Below are 19,435 nucleotides of genomic sequence, written 5' to 3'. Positions count from 1 at the left end.
CGCTTGTTTAATCTTCAAATAAGGATCCAAAAATACAATGTTTAAACATTGAATGAGGGTTTTCCTTGTGAAATTTTTGTAAAAAGGGATGGTTTGTGGACATTGAGGTTCCTAAATCATTAACAGCCAGTGGTTTCTGTGTTTTCTGTGCTTTTCGGGAGCTTTTTTCTCTCACAGTCCCGAAGCCTCGGGACACGGAATACACTGATGTTTGGCAGGATCGTTTTACCAAACGCATGAAATGGCAAAAAAGTTGGCTATGAAAAAGGCCGCCTCGAAAGAAGCGGCCGATACGAATTAAAAGAAAAGCTTTTACTAACCCTGTTTTCTATTTTAATTCGAAAGAGGTGGGGGGGCGTGAATCGTGAATCGTGAGAGGTGAATAGTGAATGGTGATTCATTAATCATGAGGCGTCAGTCGTGAGTGAATTACATTCACTATTCACCTCTCACCTCTCACCTCTCACCTCTCCCGCCTCACTTCTCACGCCTATCCCTGCATTTCCTTTATTTTCTCACGAATTTTTCCTTCGATCTCAGCGGAGAGTTCGGGGTTATCCATGAGTAATTGTTTCACTGAGTCACGGCCCTGACCGAGTTTATCGGTATTATAGCTAAACCAGGAACCGCTTTTCTGGATGATATTGAGTTCTACGCCCAGGTCGATGATCTCTCCGGTTTTGGAGACACCTTCTCCGAAGATGATATCGAATTCGGCGGCACGGAAGGGCGGGGCTACTTTATTTTTTACCACTTTTACTTTAACCCGGTTACCGATTGCGTTTTCGCCATCTTTCAGTTGGGCCATGCGACGGATATCGAGGCGAACGGAGGCATAGAATTTAAGGGCGTTACCACCGGTGGTGGTTTCGGGGTTACCGAACATAACGCCGATCTTTTCGCGCAACTGGTTAATGAATATGCAAATGGTGTTGGTCTTGTGAATGGTAGCGGTAAGTTTCCGCAGGGCCTGGCTCATCAGACGGGCCTGGAGACCCATTTTGCTATCTCCCATTTCTCCTTCCAATTCTCCTTTGGGGACGAGGGCGGCAACGGAGTCGATTACGACAACGTCCAGGGCGCCGGAGAGGATCAGACGGTCGGCGATCTCAAGGGCCTGTTCGCCATAATCTGGTTGCGAGATCAGCAGGTTGTCTACATCTACACCCAATTTCTTGGCGTAGCTGCTGTCAAAAGCGTGCTCGGCATCAATAATGGCACACATACCGCCTTTTTTCTGGGCTTCGGCAATCACATGGGTGGCAACGGTCGTTTTACCAGAGGATTCTGGTCCATAGATCTCAACAACCCGGCCACGGGGCAAACCACCTATTCCCAGGGCAATATCCAATCCAATGGAACCGGTGGAAATGACTTCCTGCTCTACATGCGCCTTTTCATTCATCATCATGACGCTCCCTTTTCCAAAATCCTTATCGATCTTGTCGATCGTGAGTTTGAGGGCTTTTAATTTTTCGCTGTTGACTGACGGTGCAGTTTCTTTTTCGGTGTTGGATGCATTTTTTGCCATGGAAACAAAGTTAGGTTTTACAAAATCCGGTTCTAATTTAGAAATCCACAACAAAACTAATCCTTTTAGCATTATTACGCTAATATTTTTGGGCATATTTTTTTGGGAATTTTCTGATAGCGGACGGTTTTTACCTCTTGTCAAGCCGGTGATGTAACTGGTCAAGACCGGGGAAATATGACCATTTTCGGGTGTTTTCTTTGGGTTGTCAACGGATTATTCATCAAAAAAAGACAATCATGAAAACAAGCATTAAAAAAGCCCTGTTCGGTTTCGCTGCCCTGTTGATGGGTTTGGGCATTTTTTCCTTTACCAGCCCTTTGGGTGGGGATACGGTTGAGATCTACCAGGGGAACCAGCTCCTGCTTCGCCAGCACATTCATATTGACAAAGAGCTAAAGACCATCCAGGTGGCAGCCCAGGGCGAAAAGGTATTCGTTTATTATAGCCATTGCGGAACCAATGGCCAGTCACGACAGCTTACTCTTCGGGATGCCAGTGGCCAGTTGGTAAAAACCTGGACCTATCCCGATGCGCCCGGGACTGCCAAATCGCTGATGGAGTGCCGAATACAGGAGGTGATGGCGGTTTCCAATCTCCGGAAGGGAAAGATGTTCCTTTATTATAATTCGAAAGAAATGGGGGAAGAGAGGAAGATCGCGGGGATTGAGTTGAAGTAGGTCGGATGACGGATGTTGGATGTTGGATGACAGAGGTCCGGGGTCGGAAGTATGGCAAATTAATTACAGTCAACTGTCATCCAACATCCGTCATCTGTCATCCGTCATCTACCATCCAGCATCCGTCCTCCCTCCCCACCACAAATGAACAAACTCAGCTGAAAACCTAACCAAAGTCATAAACCGCCTATTTCTCATTGCCAATCTTTATGCCTGTAAGAGGGTCCCAGATCCTATTTTGAAAAACTAAAAAATCCATACCCATGAAAGTCCCGTTCCGTCCCCAGGGGGGATCCCGTCATATCGACCAGTTACAGATCAATGGATGCCGCTGGCTGGGCGATTTTCATGCAGAGCCATCCGACCATATGGCCGGGCAAACCTTCCACATCAACCATAGCGGAGAATTAGAAAGCATCAGTGTTTATTGTGAAATGGTTCACCGCGAAGGCAGGATCAAAATGAGTTTGCATCAGTTTGATGAAAAGCAGCATGATTGGGGCCCTGAACTGGGAACTGTGGAATTGGATATCAAGAAGATCAACGACCCTACCTGGGTGGATTTTGACCTCGGAAAAGTTAAACTGGACAGCAACAGCCGCTACGGATTCAGGCTGCATACCAATGATGCATTGGTCGCCCTCGGCGAGGCTGTCTGGGGAAATGATAAAAAGGAATTGACCGGAGAAGAATGGATAGCCAAAGGCAATGAAAAAGGCGGGCATTATTTTCGTTATTTCAGCCTGGTATACAGTGTGGGGATGAATTAATACCAGGCCGCCTGAGTAACACTTAAAGGAGAGAGACTGCTTCAAGCCAACCGATCGGGTAATTGACAAGGGTTCCCGGTCACAGGCTCTGAAGCAGTCTCGTTTTTTGCCGGAACTACGCTTTTCCCACGCTCCGTATTTTGTGCAAACCGGCCTTGTAATCTTACCAAAAAAATCGAGCAAAACTGGGATTGACTCCGCTGTGTAAATGGCTTTTTTTTGTATTAGAAAAACCGTTGGCCATGCAACTCATGATGTTCATTGGTAATGACCTGATAGAGGCCATTCCCTTAAATCCTGAAAACCTCCGTAAACCGGGCTATGTTGGCACGTTCAAACGCTGCCTGAAATCCAAATACCAGGAATTGATCCAGATGGGACAGGAGAAGCCCGAGTTTCTGGTGATCGAGGAGGCAAGAAGGGAAGAGGGAAGTCGTGAATCGTGAGACGTCAGTCGTGAGACGTGAGACGTCAGTCGTGAGTCGTGAGACGTGAATCGTGAGATGTCAATTGTGAGTGAATTACATTCACTATTCATTATTCACCATTCACACCTCACATCTAACGTCTCACGTCTCACGCCTCACGCCTCACGCCTCACCCCTCACGCCTCACAGCCCCTCCACACTCCGCTCCACGAACGCAGTCAGGTCCGCGCCTTTTAACATGCCTTGTGCTAATAAAGCCAGATCGTACGCATGCTTGGCTATTTTAGTTTGATCCCCTTCATCGGCCTGTAGAATCTTTTCCACCAATTTGTGATTGGCATTAACAGATACCTTATAGGAATCGGGCATGTTGCCATAAAAACTCATACCTCCACCCATCTTGCTCATGTCCTTCATACGTCGCATCCATTCTTCCACGGTGATGGTTACCGGCATGGCTTCGGTGGGAAGGCTTTCAATTTCCACATGCATAGTGGGGTTATTGATCGCGGCTTCGAATACTGATTTAATTTTTCCGGTCTGCTCCTCGGTGAGTGCATGTTGTAAGCTGTCGGTTTTTTCGATCAGTTTGTCTACCACTCCGGCATCCACGCGTTTGAAGGAGATCTTCTCGCCTTTCATTTCCAGGTGATGGATGAAATGGTTGTCAATGGGGGAGTTCATCAAGAGTACATCATAATTCCTTTTCTGGGCAGCCTCTACATAGGTATGTTGTTTCTCGGCATCGGGGGTATAGAGATAGACCAGTGTGCCATGTTTGTCGGTCTGCGCCTCTTTGGTCTTTGCCTGGTATTCATCAAGGGTAAAATGTTTCTCCTCTGTATTGGTCAGCAGGATGAATTCCTTTGCCTTTTCATAGAACTTATCCTCCGACAGGGCGCCATATTTTACAAAGAGACCGATATCGTTCCATTTGGATTCATAGGAGGGGCGGTCTTTTTTGAAAAGTTCGGCGAGTTTGTCAGCCACCTTACGACTGATATAGCTATTGATCTTTTTTACATTGCTATCGGCCTGGAGAAAGGAGCGGCTCACATTGAGGGGGATATCGGGGGAGTCAATGACCCCATGGAGGAGCATGAGGAATTCCGGTACGATGTCTTTGACCTCATCGGTGATAAAGACCTGCCGGCTGTAGAGTTTGATCTTATTCTTCTGTACCTCGAAATCATTCTTAAGTTTTGGAAAATACAATACCCCGGTCAGGTTAAAGGGGTAGTCCACATTCAGGTGGATCCAGAACAGGGGTTCTTCCGAATAGGGATAGAGGTCCTGATAAAAGGCCAGGTAGTCTTCGTCTTTCAATTCGGCAGGGGCCTTTGTCCAGATCGGATGGGTGGTATTGATCACATCGTCCACCGTTTCGGTCCTGAACCTGGGTTTTCCTTCTTCATCTTCTCCATCGGGTATTTCTTCTTCGCGGGTGCCAAAGACGATCGGTACGGGGAGGAAGCGCGCGTATTTAACAAGGATCTCCCGGAGTCTGCTTTCTTCCAGGTATTCCTGTGATTCTTCATTAATATGGAGGATCACATCTGTACCCCGGTCACTTCGGTTTCCTTCGGCGATCTCAAAGGCGGTACTCCCGTCACAGGTCCAGCGGGCGGCTTCTGCAGCTGGTTGATAGGAGAGAGATTGGATCTCGACCTGATCGGCTACCATAAAGGCCGAGTAAAAACCGAGACCGAAACGACCGATGATCTCATTGGCGTCCCGGGCTTCTTTGAATTTTTCCATGAATTCCGTTGCTCCGGAGAAGGCCACCTGATTGATGTATTTACGGATTTCCTCAGCGGTCATACCGATTCCGCGGTCGGAGATCCGAATGGTTTTTGCCTCTTTATCGAGGGCGATCCGAATAGACAGATCCCCCAATTCCCCAGTGAAATGCCCCAGGGAAGCCAGCCTTTTTACTTTTTGGGTGGCATCCACTGCATTGCTGACCAGCTCCCGGAGGAAGATCTCCGTATCGGAGTATAAAAACTTCTTGATTATAGGGAAAATGTTCTCTGTGTTGATCGAAATAGTACCTTTTTCCTGTATCATATCCTTGATTTTTTCCGGTTTTAATTAGGCGCAAGGTAACAATCCGCGTTCCAAAACCATCCAGATTGCCACATTGACAGCGCCCCCTTATGCACAGGTTATTCCGAATCAAAAAAAGAAAATTCCCCAATGAAGTTGGCATACAGAAATAGGCTATATTTGGAGGGTTAATTACTAAAACCCGTTAACATTCTAAAACAAAAACAATGGCAAAGAAAGTCGCAAAAAAAGCCGTAAAGAAAGCCGCTAAGAAAGCAGCTCCAAAAAAAGCGAAGAAAGCCGCCCCTAAAAAAGCAGCCAAAAAAGCAGCTCCAAAGAAAAAAGCGGCTAAGAAAAAATCCGCCCGCAAACCCAATGCAGCCTTCATGAAAGCTCTTACCCCCAGCGCCGCTCTGGCTGCTGTGATCGGTAGCAAAGCAGTTCCCCGCACAGAAGCTGTGAAGAAGATCTGGGGTTATATCAAAGCTAACAAGCTGCAGGATAACAAAAACAGACGCATGATCAATGCGGACGATAAGCTGAAAGTAATCTTCGGTGGTAAAGGACAGGCTTCGATGTTCGATCTGGCCAAATTCCTGAACAAACACCTGAGCTAATTACTTAGCCAACAAAAATTTCAAAGCCATCCAATCGGATGGCTTTTTTATTAATACCCGATGATGGTCTTTAATTTCCCCCAGAGTTCATTGTCAAAACTCGAGAGGGCGAGTTGTACATTACCTGCTGATTCTCCCATACGAATGACCACCAGTTTCTGTGAAGGGACCACATAAATTTTCTGGTCATTCTTTCCCAGGGCCGCATACATATCAACAGGTGCGTTGGGCATCATGGAGCCGATGAAAGTGAGTTCAAGCGTGGGGAGCATATGACTGGCTTTTCCATTTAACCAGGTTAGATATCCGTAAGACAGGTTGAAATTTTGCGAACTGCTTACCTGATCCTGAAAATATAAAGTGTCTCCCAAAATTTTTGTTTGATCCCATTTTCCTTTATTCAACATCAACAATCCAAATCGTGCCATGCTTCGTGCATTGCTGTAATAGACATTATTAAACCCGGTTTTTATCCAAAGTCCATTCATACCTACACGGTCACGCACTTTTTGTTGGAAGTAACTATTGTAACTCACTCCGCTTGCGTTCTCGATCACTTTTTCCATCAAGGTATAGGGTGCGTTGTGATAGGCCCAACGCGTACCGGCATCGGCACGGTATTGTAAACAGGCAGGATCGGTACAATCATTATTGGGTGTCACATCATCATCCAACCCGGTGGTCATGGTGAGTTGATGACGGATGGTGATGAGGTCTTCTTTGGCTTGGGGAAGGGCGGTCCAGCCATTTCCCAGGAAACGGGAGGTCTTATCACTCAGGTCGATCAGACCTTCATCCTGGGCAATACCTGACAGGAAGGCGGTAAGGGTTTTCCCGGCGGATGCCCAGTACCAGAGACTATCCTTTGTAAAGAGGCCAAAGTATTTCTCTATAACGATCTTACCGTTCTTCAATACAATAAAGGCCTTACTGTTCTTTTGCTCCAGGTAGGTATACAGGTCATTGACCGTTCCTTCGCTCCAACCCAAACTGGCCATATCGGTGGTTTGCCATTCGGTGCCGCTCACCGGAGGGAAATAAAGGTTATTGCTGTTATCCGGGGCAGGTTCCCCTCCATTTTTGGAGCAGGAAAGAACCAGGGTGGTCAACGCGAGGAAAAGAAGGACGTTTCTCATGGTGTATTATTGGAGGTCTTTGACATTTTCCCAGGGGGAAGGTTTAGTCCGCAAAATAGAAAGTAAATGTTGAATTTTATAACAGCCCTTATTGATGAAACAATACCGAGGTCATATTCAATGATCCGCCTACACACTGATCATTGAAGAAAAGGGTATTTTCTTTCCGGTCGCGCAGACCCAACACATACAGTAGCGGGTAATAATGATCGGGGGTGGGAATGGCCAGTCTGGCCGCCCGGTGCAATCCTTCATAGTGAATGAGCGATTCATGATCTCCCTGAAGGATCTTTTGCTTGAGCAATTCATTTAGTTCCAGGGCCCAATCAAACCCAAATCCGGGTTGATCCAGTTTATCCCAGGCCACCATGCGGAGATTATGGATCATGTTTCCACTACCAATGATCAGGACTCCTTTATCCCTGAGGGTGCTGAGTTCGCGGGCTAATTGGTAATGGTAGGCGGGTGGTTGGTGATAGTCAATACTCAGTTGCAGCACTGGAATATCCGCCTGGGGATACATGCGCCGGATGACAGTCCAGGCCCCATGGTCCAATCCCCATTCATGATCCAGTTTTACCGGTGTGGAACGAATTAGTGAACGGGTTTCCTCGGCCAGGGCAGGATCACCGGGGGCAGGATACTGAACTTTGTAGAGATCGGGAGGAAAGCCTCCAAAATCATGGATGGTACGTGGTTGGTCCATGGCCGTTACAAAAGTGCCACTGGTGAGCCAATGAGCTGAAATGACCAGGATGGCACTGGGTCGCGGAAGCTCCTGCCCCTTCTTTTCCCATTCGCGACTAAAGTCGTTTTCTTCAATTCCATTCATGGGGGAGCCATGACCAATAAAAAGCAAAGGCATTTTTTCACCCTTCCAGGTTTGGCTACGGAGTTTGAGATCGTGCAGGTTTTCCATTCCGGCGAATTTACGATTTCTGCCAGCGAAGATGGTGAAGTCAGGTTTACCGCACAGCCTATGCAGCTTCAAAAACATTTAATCTTTGATAAGGGCAGAAAAGAAAGAGGTTTCGTACCTTTCTAATCACTTCTCCTGATTACCAAAAACTTCTTGCTATGCCTCAGTTCTCCCTCACGGTTAATAATAATAAATACGATGTAGATGCCCCTGCCGACATGCCACTTTTGTGGGTGCTGCGTGATCTGCTCAATATGACGGGCACAAAATATGGATGCGGGGTGGCCAGTTGTGGTGTTTGCAGCGTCATCATTGATGGCAACCCGGTATTTTCCTGTCAACGCACGGTGGGTTCCTGTGTCAATAAAAAGATCATCACCATTGAAGGTCTTTCGACCGATGGCTCGCATCCGGTACAAAAGGCCTGGGAGCAGGCGGGGGTGCCTCAATGCGGTTATTGCCAGCCCGGACAAATGATGCAGGTGGTGGCCATGCTGGAAAAAAACAAACGCCCTTCGGAAGAGACGATTGACCAGGTGATGAATAATGTGCTCTGTCGATGTGGTACCTACCACCGGATAAGAAAAGCCATTCATCTGGCCATTGACTCCCTGAATTCCTGAACTCCAAACGCCTACAACCATGCAAAAGATAAAGACCGATCGTCGTCGTTTTCTGAAACTGTCCAGTCTGGCTTCCGGTGGACTGGTTTTGGGATTCACTCTTCCCGGGCTTCAGGCCCTCGCACTTCCCGGAGAAGAGTGTACGCATTTTCAACCCGGTGCCTATTTACGGATCGACCGAAAAGGGTTAGTGACCATTTTTGTGGCCAAACAGGAGTCGGGGCAGGGAGTGGATACGGCATTACCGATGATCGTGGCTGAAGAACTGGAAGTTGATTTTAGAAAAGTAAAAGTGGAACTGGCTCCTTTTGGAACACTGCCAGCAGGGATGCATGATACGGGAGGAAGCCAGAGTATATTGGGGATGTATGATACCCTGCGCAAGGCAGGTGCCATTGCCAAAGCCATGTTGATACAGGCCGCCGCCAATAGCTGGAAGGTGAATGTCACCTCTTGTGCCGCGGATATGGGAGAAGTTGTTCATACCCCGACCATGAAACGGATCGGGTATGGTGAATTGGTTTGCGAAGCCGCCAAACTACCGATACCTGCTGAAGTGACGCTTAAAAGTCCAAAGGATTTCAAGCTCATTGGGAAGGCAGAGAAAAGAAGCGGATTGAAAGACATACTCACTGGTAAAACCAAATACGGGCTTGATACCCGTATTCCGGGTATGGTCGTTGCCGTGTCCGTTCGCTGTCCGGTGCTTGGTGGAAAACTGGTATCGTATGATGATACTGTCGCGAAGAAAGTACCCGGTGTTTTAAAGATCGTGGCGTATAAAGGAACGGGCAAGCCCATGCATGTGCGGGATGGTGTAGCCATCATTGCCACACATACCTGGGCCGCTATGAAGGCCAAAGAGATGTTGACGGTGACCTGGGATGAAGGTCCACGCAATGAAGAAAGCACGGTCTCTTTGTTTGAAACATTTGCCTCAAAAGCAGGAGATACCCCAGGTATCGAGGTATTCAAGAAAGGTGACCCGGGTAACGTGAAAGGGGCCGGAAAACTGTCAGCCGAATATGCACAACCATTTCTGGCCCATGCGACCATGGAGCCGGTGAATTTTATAGCCGAAGTAAAAGGGGATAAATGTGAAATATGGGGAGGATTGCAATTGCCCGACTGGGCTGTAGATACCATTGCCAAGGAATGTGGGTTTAAAAAGCCGGATATAAAAGTGAACCTGGGTTTGATGGGTGGCGCCTTTGGCCGAAGGCTACATTTTGATTTTGCCATTGAGGCGGTTAAGATCGCGCAGCAGTTTGACCGTCCGGTGCAATTGGTTTGGGACCGGGTAGATGATACGCAGTTTGGCATGTTTCGCCCGGCCAACTACCACCGGCTCGATGCACAGTGGGATGAAAAGGGGAAACTCGTTTCCTGGAAACATCATGTGCTGGGCACGCCCATTGCCTATATGATCGAAGGCCCGGAAACAAAGAATATCGGGGAAATGGATGGGGCTGATGCAGGTTTCTGCTATGATGTTCCAAATATTCATACAGGGTACACGCCTGTTGATTTTAATATTAACCGGGGTTGGTTGCGGTCAGTGGATATTTGCGTCAACACCTTTCCGGTGGAATCCTTTGTGGATGAAATTGCGGGGAAGCTTAAAAAGGATCCGCTAGCCTTTCGTTTATCCTTACTGGAAAACAGACCCGACTTTAAAACCGGTACCGAAGCCTGGGCCCTGAGCCAGTCACCCGCGCGAATTGCAGGGGTGCTGAAATTAGCAGCAGAGAAGATAGGATATGATAAACCCCGCAAGCCCAAACATTTCATCGGACTGGCCACACACTCTTTCATTTTTGCCAAAGCCTATGCCGCACATGCGATAGAGATAGAGATGGTGGGGGAGAAAAAGTTCAGGATCACGCGGGTAGTGGCAGCTATTGATTGTGGACAGGTCATCAATCCGGATGGGTTACTCAATCAGATGGAAGGAGGTTTGGCGTTTGGGCTCACCCAGGCTCTCAAAGGGGAGATCACCATCAAGGATAGCCGGGTGATGCAGGATGGATTCTTTAGCTACGAACTATTGATGTATAGTGAAATGCCTCCGCTAGAAGTTTATATTATACCCAGTGAAGCCGAACCCGGTGGGGTTGGGGAAGTAGGGGTATCCACCGTAGCACCGGCCTTGTGCAATGCCCTGGCCGCTGCGGGTCACCGCCCGCGCAACCTGCCTATCCGAAACGAAGGCTTTAGTTGGGTATAATATTTTAATCATTTGATTAAAATATTTGTTTAATTCAAAAATTCGCTTTTTCTTTGCCCCATTGAATCCCATGGCAAAGACAAAGACGATAAAACCCCTTGATACCAGTACCGAGGAGAAGATCAAGCAAGCGGCCAAGGTTGTATTTACGACCAAAGGCTATGCGGCGGCACGGACCCGGGATATTGCTGAGGAGGCCGGGATCAATCTTGCCTTATTGAATTATTATTTCCGCAGCAAGGAACGCCTGTTCCAGATCGTGATGCTGGAAAGCCTTCAGACATTTTTTTCTTCCATGATCGTTGTGCTCAATGATGAGGAATTGAGTTTTGAAAAGAAGGTACAGGGTTTTGTAGACCGTTACATTACTTTATTCCAGGCCCAACCTGAACTGCCGTTTTTTGTGGTCAGTGAATTGAATAATCATCCGGATATTTTTTTAAAGGAGATGAAGGTGAAGGATGTGATTTTTAAGTCATCCTTCATCAAAGAATTGCAGGCGCGCATGGCAGCGAATCCGCGTTTAAAAGGAGTCAATCCGATCCAGATGATGGTGAATTTGTCGTCAATGGTGATTTTTCCCTTTGCTGGAGCGCCGTTTATCCGCCAGATCGGACAATTCAAGGATAAGGAGTTTGACCAGTTAATGGAAGAAAGAAAGGCATTGATCCCCGGTTGGTTTATGGGGATGCTCAACACCTGATTTTTTTTGAATAGAAATTAATCAAATGACTAAATCGAATATTTAAATTTTATGCGCAAAACGATCTTAATACCCTTGATGGTCCTGTTGGGTGGGATGGGGCTTCAAGCGCAAACCATCCTCCGAATTGATTCCTGTATGCAATGGGCCAGGGACAACTATCCGCTTGTAAGGCAACAACAATTGATCGAGCGGTCGCGGGACCTCTCGGTAGAGAATGCTTCCAAGGGTCAGTTGCCGCAACTGAGTGTGGGAGGACAGGCCAGTTACCAGTCAGAAGTAACCAGGTTGGGGATCAACCTTCCCGGGTTTACTCCTCCTGAATTGTCGAAAGACCAGTACCGGCTTTACGCGGAGGTTAACCAGCCACTTACAGATTTGCAGACGATCAACAGGCAAAAGGAATTGCTACGGTCCACTGGCGAGGTGGAGAAGCAAAAGCTGGAAGTGGAATTGTACAAGTTAAAAGAGCGGGTGACTCAGCTTTTCTTTGGCATACTGCTGATGCGTGAGCAGGAAAAACAGGTGGAGTTGATGATGGCGGATATTACGGCGGGTTTGGATAAAACACAGGTAGCCGTTGACAATGGAACTGCCACCCGGACGAATATTTATTTGCTGGAGGCTGAATTGGTAAAGGCAAAACAACGAAGAAAGGAGATGGCTGCTACAAGGGAGAGTTATGAAGAGATGTTGTCTTTGTTTACGGGGAAGCAGTTTAGTGGATCGGTTATTTTGGAAAAACCGGTTTTGCTCACAGAAAACACAGAAAGCACGGAAATGAGGCGACCCGAAATAAAATTGTATGAATTGCAGCAGACCAACCTGGGTTTACAGGAGAAAATTTTAAAGGCAAAGAATTGGCCACGGTTTAGTCTGTTTCTACAGGGAGGCGTTGGACGCCCGGCATTGAATATGCTGAGCAATGAACTGGATCCGTACTATATAGGTGGATTGCGATTGGGATGGAATATTGGTCAGCTTTATACACAGAAGGCCGATCGCCAATTGATCCATCTCCAGCAACAGACCGTGGTGCTGCAGAAAGAAACCTTTTTACTCAATACCAAACTTTCCCTTTCCCAGCAGGATGGAGAGATACGGAAGTATCAATCGCTGATCAATGGTGACCAGGAATTAATCAGCCTCCGTGAGAAAATCAAAAAAACATCGCAACTACAACTTGAGAACGGGATCATTACTGCCAATGATTATATCACGTATGTAAATGCTGAAGACCAGGCCCGTCAGGGTTTGCTGTTGCATGAAGTACAGTTGCTGATGGTGCGGTTTGGAAGGGAGTTGGTGAAAGGCTATTAACGCGTAAATAAATTTTTGAAAATTTAATGATAGGGATATGAAAAATTTCTTTTTACTGATTCTTGGAACCGGGTTATTGTTTATCAGTTCTTGTACCGGCAATGGTCATTCCTTTGATGGCTCAGGAGCATTTGAAGCAGATGAGATCATCATTTCTTCAGAGGCGAATGGGGTATTGAAGGAGTTTACGTTAGAAGAAGGGGATAGTCTTTCTGCGGGTGAATACATTGGGTATGTGGATAGCACGCAGTTATCCCTTCGTAAAAAACAGTTATTGGCCCAGATACAAGCCACGGGTAGCCGGATACCGGATATCGGAACACAAACGGCGTATTATGCCCGCCAGGTGGCTGTGTATAAAAGCAGGCTTTCCACCTTAGAGCGTGAAGAAAGACGGCTTTCGAATCTCGTGGCGGGTGAAGCTGCGCCACAAAAGCAATTGGATGATATCGTTTCCCAAATAGACGAGGTGAAAAAGCAGATCGATCTGGTACAGCAGCAACAGGCAGCACAGGTTTCTGCTCTGGGTACACAAGCCCGAGGCTTGCAGACCGATCCGCTTGCGTTGTATGCACAGATTGAGCAGGTAGAAGACCAGTTGCTCAAATGCAGACTGATGAGTCCGGGCAAAGGCACGGTGTTGGTCACTTATGTGGAGCCCAATGAACTGGTATCGGTTGGCAAGCCATTGTATAAGGTTGCAGATCTCTCGACGATGACCCTGAAAGCCTATGTGGATGGGAATACTTTACCGTTGATCAAACTCGGGCAGAAAGTGAAAGTGAGAACGGATGATGGTAAAGGCGGGATGAAGGAATCGATGGGAACGATTACATGGATCAATAGCAAGGCGGAGTTTACGCCAAAAACCATACAGACCAAGGATGAAAGGGCCGACCTGGTATATGCAATAAAGGTATCGGTGGTGAATGATGGGTATTATAAGATCGGGATGTATGGCGAGATGCGAATTGAGTGATTATACTGCCGGGGCTAAAAGCTAATAGCTATTAGCTTCTATCTTTTAGCTTTCAAAACTCTCTATAGAAATGAAGGATGTTGTTTTAGAAAATATTGTCAAAACCTATAACAAAGGGGCGGTAAAGGCCGTCAAGGGGGTTTCCTTTGAGGTAGAGGAAGGCGAGTTGTTTGGTTTGATCGGTCCGGATGGGGCAGGTAAGACGAGTATATTTCGCATACTAACCACTTTGTTATTAGCGGATCTGGGAAGGGCATCGGTGGCAGGAAATGATGTGGTAAAGGATTTTCGCAAGATCAGAAATATCGTCGGGTATATGCCAGGGAAGTTTTCGCTTTATCCCGATCTGACTGTTGAAGAGAACCTTCGTTTTTTTGCCACGGTATTCAATACAACGATCGAGGAAAATTATGATCTGGTTAAAGATATCTATTCCCAGATCGAGCCATTCAAAGACCGCCGGGCGGGGAAATTATCAGGGGGCATGAAACAAAAGCTGGCTTTGAGCTGTGCGCTGATACACCGGCCAAAAGTGCTCTTTCTGGATGAGCCTACTACAGGGGTTGATTCGGTATCGCGGAAGGAATTCTGGGAAATGCTCAAAAGACTGAAGGCTCAGGGCATTACGGTTCTTGTTTCCACACCCTATATGGACGAGGCCACGCTTTGTGAACGGATCGCGTTGATCCAGGAAGGAGAGATCCTTTCCATTGATACTCCTGCTGCCATACAAGATTCATTTGGAGAGCCGCTTTATGCAGTGAAGTCGGGCGCCATGAGTGCATTGTTATCGGACCTCCGTGGTTCTGATCTGGTATTATCGAGCAATTCATTTGGCGAATACCATCATATCACCCTTAAAGATCCAGGGTTAACAGTGGTGGAGGGACTTCGCCAACAACTTATTTCCCGTCATCCCGATCTGGAGATTCAAACCGTTCGCCCAACTGTGGAAGATTGTTTTATTAAACTCATGGGAGCATGACCAGTGATATTGTAATACATACCGAAGGACTGACCAAACGCTATGGCGATTTTATTGCCGCCAACAACATCAGTATAGATGTACATGCCGGAGAGATATTTGGATTTCTGGGTGCCAATGGCGCAGGAAAAACCACCGCTATGCGTATGCTCTGTGGCTTATTGACCCCAAGTTCGGGCAAGGCAAGAATTGCCGGATATGATATTTACAAGGAGACTGAAAAGATCAAATTGAATATCGGTTATATGAGCCAGAAATTCTCTCTGTATGAAGACCTGACCGTGCGGGAGAATATCCGGTTTTTTGGAGGGATCTATGGGATGAATGACAAGGATATCAAAATCCGGTCTGAAGCCATGTTGGAGGACCTGGGTTTATTGCCTGAGGCGAATCAACTTGTGGGCTCCCTGCCTTTAGGATGGAAACAGAAACTGGCTTTTTCCGTGGCCATTTTTCATACACCGCGGATCGTATTTCTGGATGAACCCACCGGGGGCGTAGATCCGGTCACACGTCGGCAGTTCTGGGACCTGATCTATGCGGCAGCCGACCGGGGCACAACCATATTTGTCACCACCCACTATATGGACGAGGCTGAATATTGCAACCGGTTATCCATGATGGTGGATGGGGTGGTAAAGGCCATGGATTCTCCCCTCGAATTGAAAAAACAGTTTGGGGTGAAGACTATGGATGAAGTGTTTTATGAATTGGCGAGAGGGGCGAAGCGGGGAGAATAGCTAATAGCCTTTAGCTATTAGCGGATAGCTTTTAGCCCGGCTGACAGCTTATACCAATAACGAACAAAGAAAATGAAACAGTTTTTATCCTTTGTACGAAAAGAATTCCTTCACGTATTTCGTGACCGGAAGACCTTACTCCTGTTGTTTGGTTTACCGGTAGCGCAGATACTTTTGTTTGGGTTTGCCTTGACAAATGAGATCAAGAATACGAAGATTGTTGTATGTGATTATGCACATGATGGTGCATCGAGAGCGATCATCCAAAAGTTGGAAGCGAGTGCGCAGTTTGATCTGGAAGAAGTTTTATTAAGCCATGAGCAGATCGAGACTTCCTTTAAAAAAGGAAAGGTAAAACTTGCAATAGTTTTCCCTCCCCATTTTGAATCCGACCTTCAGCACTTGGGGAAATCCAAGTTACAGGTCATTGCTGATGCGTCTGATCCCAATACGGCCTCGACATTGACCAATTATATTTCCAGTATCACCCGATCGTACCAGCAAGAACTGGGTGGTGTAGGTGACCCTTATCCCATGCAGATCGAATCACAGGTCCGGATGATCTATAACCCGGAGTTGAAGGGTACGACCAATTTTGTTCCCGGGGTAATGGCTCTGGTGCTTTTGTTGGTTTGTGTGTTGATGACGTCTGTATCGATCGTACGGGAGAAGGAATCGGGTACGATGGAGGTATTGCTGGTTTCGCCATTTCACCCCCTGATGGTTATTCTATCCAAGGCTGTTCCTTATCTGGTGGTATCCATTGTCAACCTCGCGGTCATTCTTTTATTGAGCGTGTATTTGTTGGGCATGCCTGTAAAGGGCAGTTTGTTATTGATCATTGGGGAAAGCATCTTGCTTATCATCACGGCCCTGTCCCTTGGTTTATTGATCTCCAATGTAGCGGCATCACAACAAGCGGCCATGTTGATGTCGCTGATGGGGATGATGTTGCCGACCATGTTGTTCACCGGGTTTATGTTCCCGTTGGAGAATATGCCCCTTCCCTTGCAGCTAATTTCAAATATTATTCCTTCGAAGTGGTACTATATCATTATCAAGTCGGTGATGATCAAAGGCCTTGGGTTTTCCGCGATTTGGAAGGAGACCTTGATCTTGTTTTCCATGGCCATTTTATTGCTCAGTATTAGTCTGGCACGATTTAAAACCCGGTTAGCATGAGGACACTGAAATATTTATTGCAAAAGGAGTACCGGCAGATCTTCCGCAACAAGATCATCCTGCGTATGATCATAGCCATGCCCATGATCCAGTTGATCATTCTTCCATTGGCGGCTGACTATGAGATCAAGAATATCAATATTGCGGTGGTGGATCAGGACCGGTCAAGTTTTTCCCGTGAATTGGTGAACCGCATTACAGCAGCCGGGTATTTTCGTTTGCAACAATACACGCATAGTTATGAAGAAGCCTTTCCTTTATTAGAGTCGGATAAGGCCGATCTGATCCTGGAGATCCCTTCCCGGTTTGAAAAGGATCTGGTGAGGGAAGGGAAGCAATCCCTTTTGCTGGCCGTCAATGCCATCAACGGAACCAAAGCCATGGTGGGGGCCAACTATCTGAACCGTATCATTCAGGATTACAATACCGATATCAAGGTGGAGTGGAAGACCCCGGCCATGGGGGCAAAGATGATCGAGATCGAATCGGTTAACTGGTTCAACCCCCACATGAAGTATGCTTTTTTCATGGTACCGGGCATCCTGGTTTTGCTGGTCACCATGATATCGGCTTATATGTGTTCTATGAATATTGTGCGGGAAAAAGAGATCGGTACCATTGAGCAGATCAATGTGACACCGGTGAAGAAGCAATACTTTATTTTAGGTAAGCTGATTCCTTTCTGGACCATTGGCGTGGTATTATTTTCTGTCGGTTTATTTGTGATCGGTCGTTTTGTATATGGCATTGTGCCCTTGGGGAATATATTGGCATTGTATGCCTATCTCGCGCTTTTTCTCATTGCGGTGCTTGGTTTCGGGTTATTGATCTCCACATATTCAAATACCCAGCAACAGGCCATGTCACTGGCTTTCTTTTTTGTGATGATCTTTTTGCTTATGAGTGGGTTGTTTACATCCATTGACAGTATGCCCACCTGGGCGCGTTGGGTGGCGTATAGCAATCCGGTGAGTTATTTTATTGAGGTGGTGCGCATGGTGGTGTTAAAGGGGAGTGGATTTGGAGAGCTGGGACAGCATTTTTTGGTGATGGCGGGTTTTGCAGTGGGGTTTAATGGCTGGGCGGTGTGGAATTACAGGAAGGTGTCGTGAGTGGGGAGTGGATGTTGGGTGTTGGATGACGGATGACAGATGACGGATGACTGATAACAGATGACGGATGACAGATGACAGAGGTCCGGGGTCCGAAGTCGGAGGTGCGTTCGTTTAATACAGTCATCTGTCATCTGTCATCCGTCATCCAACACCCAACATCCTCCCCTTTCCCTATCTTCGTAATCAATCTCACCATTAAAACCCCTGCTATGGAAGAAAACAAACCTCAAGAGGAGCTCTCCGGTTTGGAGAAAACCCTTCACCTTGATTTTCGCAATGAGAATGAGCAGATCTGGCTTACCAACCAGAACTCCCTTCGTATCCTGATCGGTGTATTGGGAATATTGCTGCCCCTCCTGCTTCCCCTGGTCATTTGGATCGATATCGGGTATTGGAAACCTTTGTATTCCATCAGCCATTATTATTTCACCCGGTCGAGTCCTGTGTTTATTATCATTGTCAGCCTGATGGCGATCTTTTTATTGGTGTACAAAGGCAAGAAGCCCATTGATTTCATTCTTTCCTCGCTGGCAGGTGTATTTGCTTTGATATTGGTCGTTTTTCCAACAGATAGTATCAGTTTTGTTTGCCGTGACCCGGATCATTTATATTCCCTGGCCATCTACCCAGACAATTCATTTCGGGCGGTGGTACACTATGTGGGTGCGGCTATATTCTTAGGGAGTCTGGCGGCCATGTCCCTTTTTCTTTTTACCAAGTCTGATAAACCACCGCATTTGCGGGGTGTTCAAAAGCGGAGACGTAACCGGGTATTTCGTACCTGTGGCGTGATCATGGTGCTCGCTTTATTGGTTATACTGGCCAATCCCCTAAAGATCATCAGCAATGAGGATTTTGAAAAATACCATCTTATGTTCTGGATGGAGACGGTGGCAGTATGGGCCTTTGGGACATCGTGGTTGGTGAAGGCGGAAGTAATTTTAAAAGACAAACCCAAGGCATAAGGCGATGGGATCCGGGATTATTTGGCTTGTTGTTCCATAAACGACAACCGGTCCCAATACCCTCGTTGAAAAACGATCTGGTCGTTTTCTATCCAAAAGAATCCACAGCCCCGTAGTCCCTTCGGATCGCGCCATTCGAGGATACCGACATTGCCGTCTTCAAAGATGTTTTCTACGATACAAACCATTTCGTATTTGGAGAATTCTTCGCGGAACATTTCGCGTATCCTTTCCCGCCCTTCAAATTTGCCGGAAGCGATCTGGTGGTTGACACAATTTTCATGATATAACCCGGCCAGGCCATCGGCATCGTATTGGTTGAAAAGGTCAACCCATCGTTGGAGAAGTTGTTTGGGAGTCAAGGCGGTTGGGATTTAGCTTTTGGCTAATAGTTAATAGCTATTAGCTATGGTATTTTGGAAGTAATTTAATTTTTTTATAGAAAATTAAAAAATCGAAATTAACATCC

19 protein-coding genes are annotated in these 19,435 nt (G+C 46.8%); 14 read left to right on the top strand and 5 right to left on the bottom strand.

The features are described 5' to 3' along the window. Nucleotides 1-490 precede the first annotated feature (490 nt). Entirely contained in the window at nt 491-1,531 is a 1,041-nt protein-coding gene (gene recA / locus J0M30_01970) for a recombinase RecA (protein MBN8666239.1), read from the bottom strand. A gap of 239 nt (nt 1,532-1,770) precedes the next feature. On the opposite strand from recA, the gene J0M30_01965 reads away from it, so the two are divergent. From J0M30_01965 to J0M30_01955, 3 genes are all read left to right on the top strand, one after another. Continuing rightward, on the top strand, nt 1,771-2,211 hold the full coding sequence (locus J0M30_01965; GenBank protein ID MBN8666238.1) for a hypothetical protein: 441 nt from the start codon (nt 1,771-1,773) through the stop codon (nt 2,209-2,211). 263 nt (nt 2,212-2,474) lie between these two features. Further along, the gene (locus tag J0M30_01960) at nt 2,475-2,981 is read left to right on the top strand and encodes a hypothetical protein (protein MBN8666237.1); all 507 of its coding nucleotides are present in this window, start codon (nt 2,475-2,477) and stop codon (nt 2,979-2,981) included. A gap of 242 nt (nt 2,982-3,223) precedes the next feature. Further along, on the top strand, nt 3,224-3,427 hold the full coding sequence (locus J0M30_01955) for a hypothetical protein (GenBank protein ID MBN8666236.1): 204 nt from the start codon (nt 3,224-3,226) through the stop codon (nt 3,425-3,427). A gap of 165 nt (nt 3,428-3,592) precedes the next feature. Here the strand turns inward: J0M30_01955 and htpG are convergent, their stop codons facing one another. Then, a complete protein-coding gene (gene htpG, locus J0M30_01950; protein ID MBN8666235.1) occupies nt 3,593-5,476 on the bottom strand; it encodes a molecular chaperone HtpG in 1,884 nt (627 codons plus the stop codon). Between the two features lie 206 nt (nt 5,477-5,682). Between htpG and J0M30_01945 the strand changes: the two genes are divergently transcribed. Next, on the top strand, nt 5,683-6,072 hold the full coding sequence (locus J0M30_01945; GenBank protein MBN8666234.1) for a hypothetical protein: 390 nt from the start codon (nt 5,683-5,685) through the stop codon (nt 6,070-6,072). Nucleotides 6,073-6,122: 50 nt separating this feature from the next. Here J0M30_01945 and J0M30_01940 read toward each other — a convergent pair whose 3' ends face one another. After that, nucleotides 6,123-7,208 carry a serine hydrolase gene (locus J0M30_01940; GenBank protein ID MBN8666233.1) on the bottom strand — a complete coding sequence of 362 codons (1,086 nt, stop codon included), beginning with the start codon at nt 7,206-7,208 and terminating at the stop codon, nt 6,123-6,125. 88 nt (nt 7,209-7,296) lie between these two features. Next, nucleotides 7,297-8,127, bottom strand: a complete 831-nt coding sequence (ygiD, locus tag J0M30_01935; protein ID MBN8666232.1) for a 4,5-DOPA dioxygenase extradiol — start codon at nt 8,125-8,127, stop codon at nt 7,297-7,299. A gap of 158 nt (nt 8,128-8,285) precedes the next feature. Here ygiD and J0M30_01930 point away from each other — a divergent pair, with 158 nt between their 5' ends. From J0M30_01930 to J0M30_01885, 10 genes are all read left to right on the top strand, one after another. Continuing rightward, a complete protein-coding gene (locus tag J0M30_01930) occupies nt 8,286-8,750 on the top strand; it encodes a (2Fe-2S)-binding protein (protein MBN8666231.1) in 465 nt (154 codons plus the stop codon). A 19-nt stretch (nt 8,751-8,769) separates the two neighbouring features. After that, complete coding sequence (locus J0M30_01925; GenBank protein MBN8666230.1) at nt 8,770-10,977, top strand: xanthine dehydrogenase family protein molybdopterin-binding subunit; 2,208 nt, start codon at nt 8,770-8,772, stop codon at nt 10,975-10,977. 70 nt (nt 10,978-11,047) lie between these two features. After that, entirely contained in the window at nt 11,048-11,680 is a 633-nt protein-coding gene (locus tag J0M30_01920; GenBank protein ID MBN8666229.1) for a TetR/AcrR family transcriptional regulator, read from the top strand. Between the two features lie 51 nt (nt 11,681-11,731). Beyond that, the gene (locus tag J0M30_01915; protein ID MBN8666228.1) at nt 11,732-13,000 is read left to right on the top strand and encodes a TolC family protein; all 1,269 of its coding nucleotides are present in this window, start codon (nt 11,732-11,734) and stop codon (nt 12,998-13,000) included. A gap of 37 nt (nt 13,001-13,037) precedes the next feature. Then, nucleotides 13,038-13,979 (top strand): efflux RND transporter periplasmic adaptor subunit, encoded by a 942-nt coding sequence (locus J0M30_01910; protein MBN8666227.1) that lies wholly within the window; start codon nt 13,038-13,040, stop codon nt 13,977-13,979. A 70-nt stretch (nt 13,980-14,049) separates the two neighbouring features. Further along, the gene (locus tag J0M30_01905; GenBank protein ID MBN8666226.1) at nt 14,050-14,964 is read left to right on the top strand and encodes an ABC transporter ATP-binding protein; all 915 of its coding nucleotides are present in this window, start codon (nt 14,050-14,052) and stop codon (nt 14,962-14,964) included. Beyond that, nucleotides 14,961-15,704: an ABC transporter ATP-binding protein gene (locus J0M30_01900; protein MBN8666225.1), complete on the top strand. Its 744-nt coding sequence runs from the start codon at nt 14,961-14,963 to the stop codon at nt 15,702-15,704. The genes J0M30_01905 and J0M30_01900 overlap by 4 nt, the downstream gene beginning before the upstream one ends. 72 nt (nt 15,705-15,776) lie before the next feature. Beyond that, entirely contained in the window at nt 15,777-16,886 is a 1,110-nt protein-coding gene (locus J0M30_01895; GenBank protein MBN8666224.1) for an ABC transporter permease, read from the top strand. Continuing rightward, nucleotides 16,883-17,998 (top strand): ABC transporter permease, encoded by a 1,116-nt coding sequence (locus tag J0M30_01890; protein ID MBN8666223.1) that lies wholly within the window; start codon nt 16,883-16,885, stop codon nt 17,996-17,998. The genes J0M30_01895 and J0M30_01890 overlap by 4 nt, the downstream gene beginning before the upstream one ends. A 212-nt stretch (nt 17,999-18,210) precedes the next feature. Then, the gene (locus tag J0M30_01885) at nt 18,211-18,966 is read left to right on the top strand and encodes a hypothetical protein (GenBank protein ID MBN8666222.1); all 756 of its coding nucleotides are present in this window, start codon (nt 18,211-18,213) and stop codon (nt 18,964-18,966) included. A gap of 17 nt (nt 18,967-18,983) precedes the next feature. Here the strand turns inward: J0M30_01885 and J0M30_01880 are convergent, their stop codons facing one another. Next, on the bottom strand, nt 18,984-19,328 hold the full coding sequence (locus J0M30_01880) for a nuclear transport factor 2 family protein (protein MBN8666221.1): 345 nt from the start codon (nt 19,326-19,328) through the stop codon (nt 18,984-18,986). Nucleotides 19,329-19,435 lie beyond the last annotated feature (107 nt).

This window comes from Chitinophagales bacterium (assembly GCA_017303415.1).
Classification (GTDB): Bacteria; Bacteroidota; Bacteroidia; order Chitinophagales; family Chitinophagaceae; genus SpSt-398.
Note: the sequence above shows the minus strand (reverse complement) of the source record. Positions and strands in the feature narration are given on the sequence as shown.

Coding starts and splice junctions, on each gene's coding strand:
- J0M30_01955 (MBN8666236.1), top strand. CDS start 3,224: ATGCAACTCATGATGTTCATTGGTAATGACCTGATAGAGGCCATTCCC.
- J0M30_01885 (MBN8666222.1), top strand. CDS start 18,211: ATGGAAGAAAACAAACCTCAAGAGGAGCTCTCCGGTTTGGAGAAAACC.
- J0M30_01905 (MBN8666226.1), top strand. CDS start 14,050: ATGAAGGATGTTGTTTTAGAAAATATTGTCAAAACCTATAACAAAGGG.
- J0M30_01945 (MBN8666234.1), top strand. CDS start 5,683: ATGGCAAAGAAAGTCGCAAAAAAAGCCGTAAAGAAAGCCGCTAAGAAA.
- J0M30_01925 (MBN8666230.1), top strand. CDS start 8,770: ATGCAAAAGATAAAGACCGATCGTCGTCGTTTTCTGAAACTGTCCAGT.
- J0M30_01890 (MBN8666223.1), top strand. CDS start 16,883: ATGAGGACACTGAAATATTTATTGCAAAAGGAGTACCGGCAGATCTTC.
- J0M30_01895 (MBN8666224.1), top strand. CDS start 15,777: ATGAAACAGTTTTTATCCTTTGTACGAAAAGAATTCCTTCACGTATTT.
- J0M30_01915 (MBN8666228.1), top strand. CDS start 11,732: ATGCGCAAAACGATCTTAATACCCTTGATGGTCCTGTTGGGTGGGATG.
- J0M30_01940 (MBN8666233.1), bottom strand. CDS start 7,208: ATGAGAAACGTCCTTCTTTTCCTCGCGTTGACCACCCTGGTTCTTTCC.
- J0M30_01930 (MBN8666231.1), top strand. CDS start 8,286: ATGCCTCAGTTCTCCCTCACGGTTAATAATAATAAATACGATGTAGAT.
- J0M30_01900 (MBN8666225.1), top strand. CDS start 14,961: ATGACCAGTGATATTGTAATACATACCGAAGGACTGACCAAACGCTAT.
- J0M30_01965 (MBN8666238.1), top strand. CDS start 1,771: ATGAAAACAAGCATTAAAAAAGCCCTGTTCGGTTTCGCTGCCCTGTTG.
- recA (MBN8666239.1), bottom strand. CDS start 1,531: ATGGCAAAAAATGCATCCAACACCGAAAAAGAAACTGCACCGTCAGTC.
- J0M30_01920 (MBN8666229.1), top strand. CDS start 11,048: ATGGCAAAGACAAAGACGATAAAACCCCTTGATACCAGTACCGAGGAG.
- ygiD (MBN8666232.1), bottom strand. CDS start 8,127: ATGGAAAACCTGCACGATCTCAAACTCCGTAGCCAAACCTGGAAGGGT.
- htpG (MBN8666235.1), bottom strand. CDS start 5,476: ATGATACAGGAAAAAGGTACTATTTCGATCAACACAGAGAACATTTTC.
- J0M30_01960 (MBN8666237.1), top strand. CDS start 2,475: ATGAAAGTCCCGTTCCGTCCCCAGGGGGGATCCCGTCATATCGACCAG.
- J0M30_01910 (MBN8666227.1), top strand. CDS start 13,038: ATGAAAAATTTCTTTTTACTGATTCTTGGAACCGGGTTATTGTTTATC.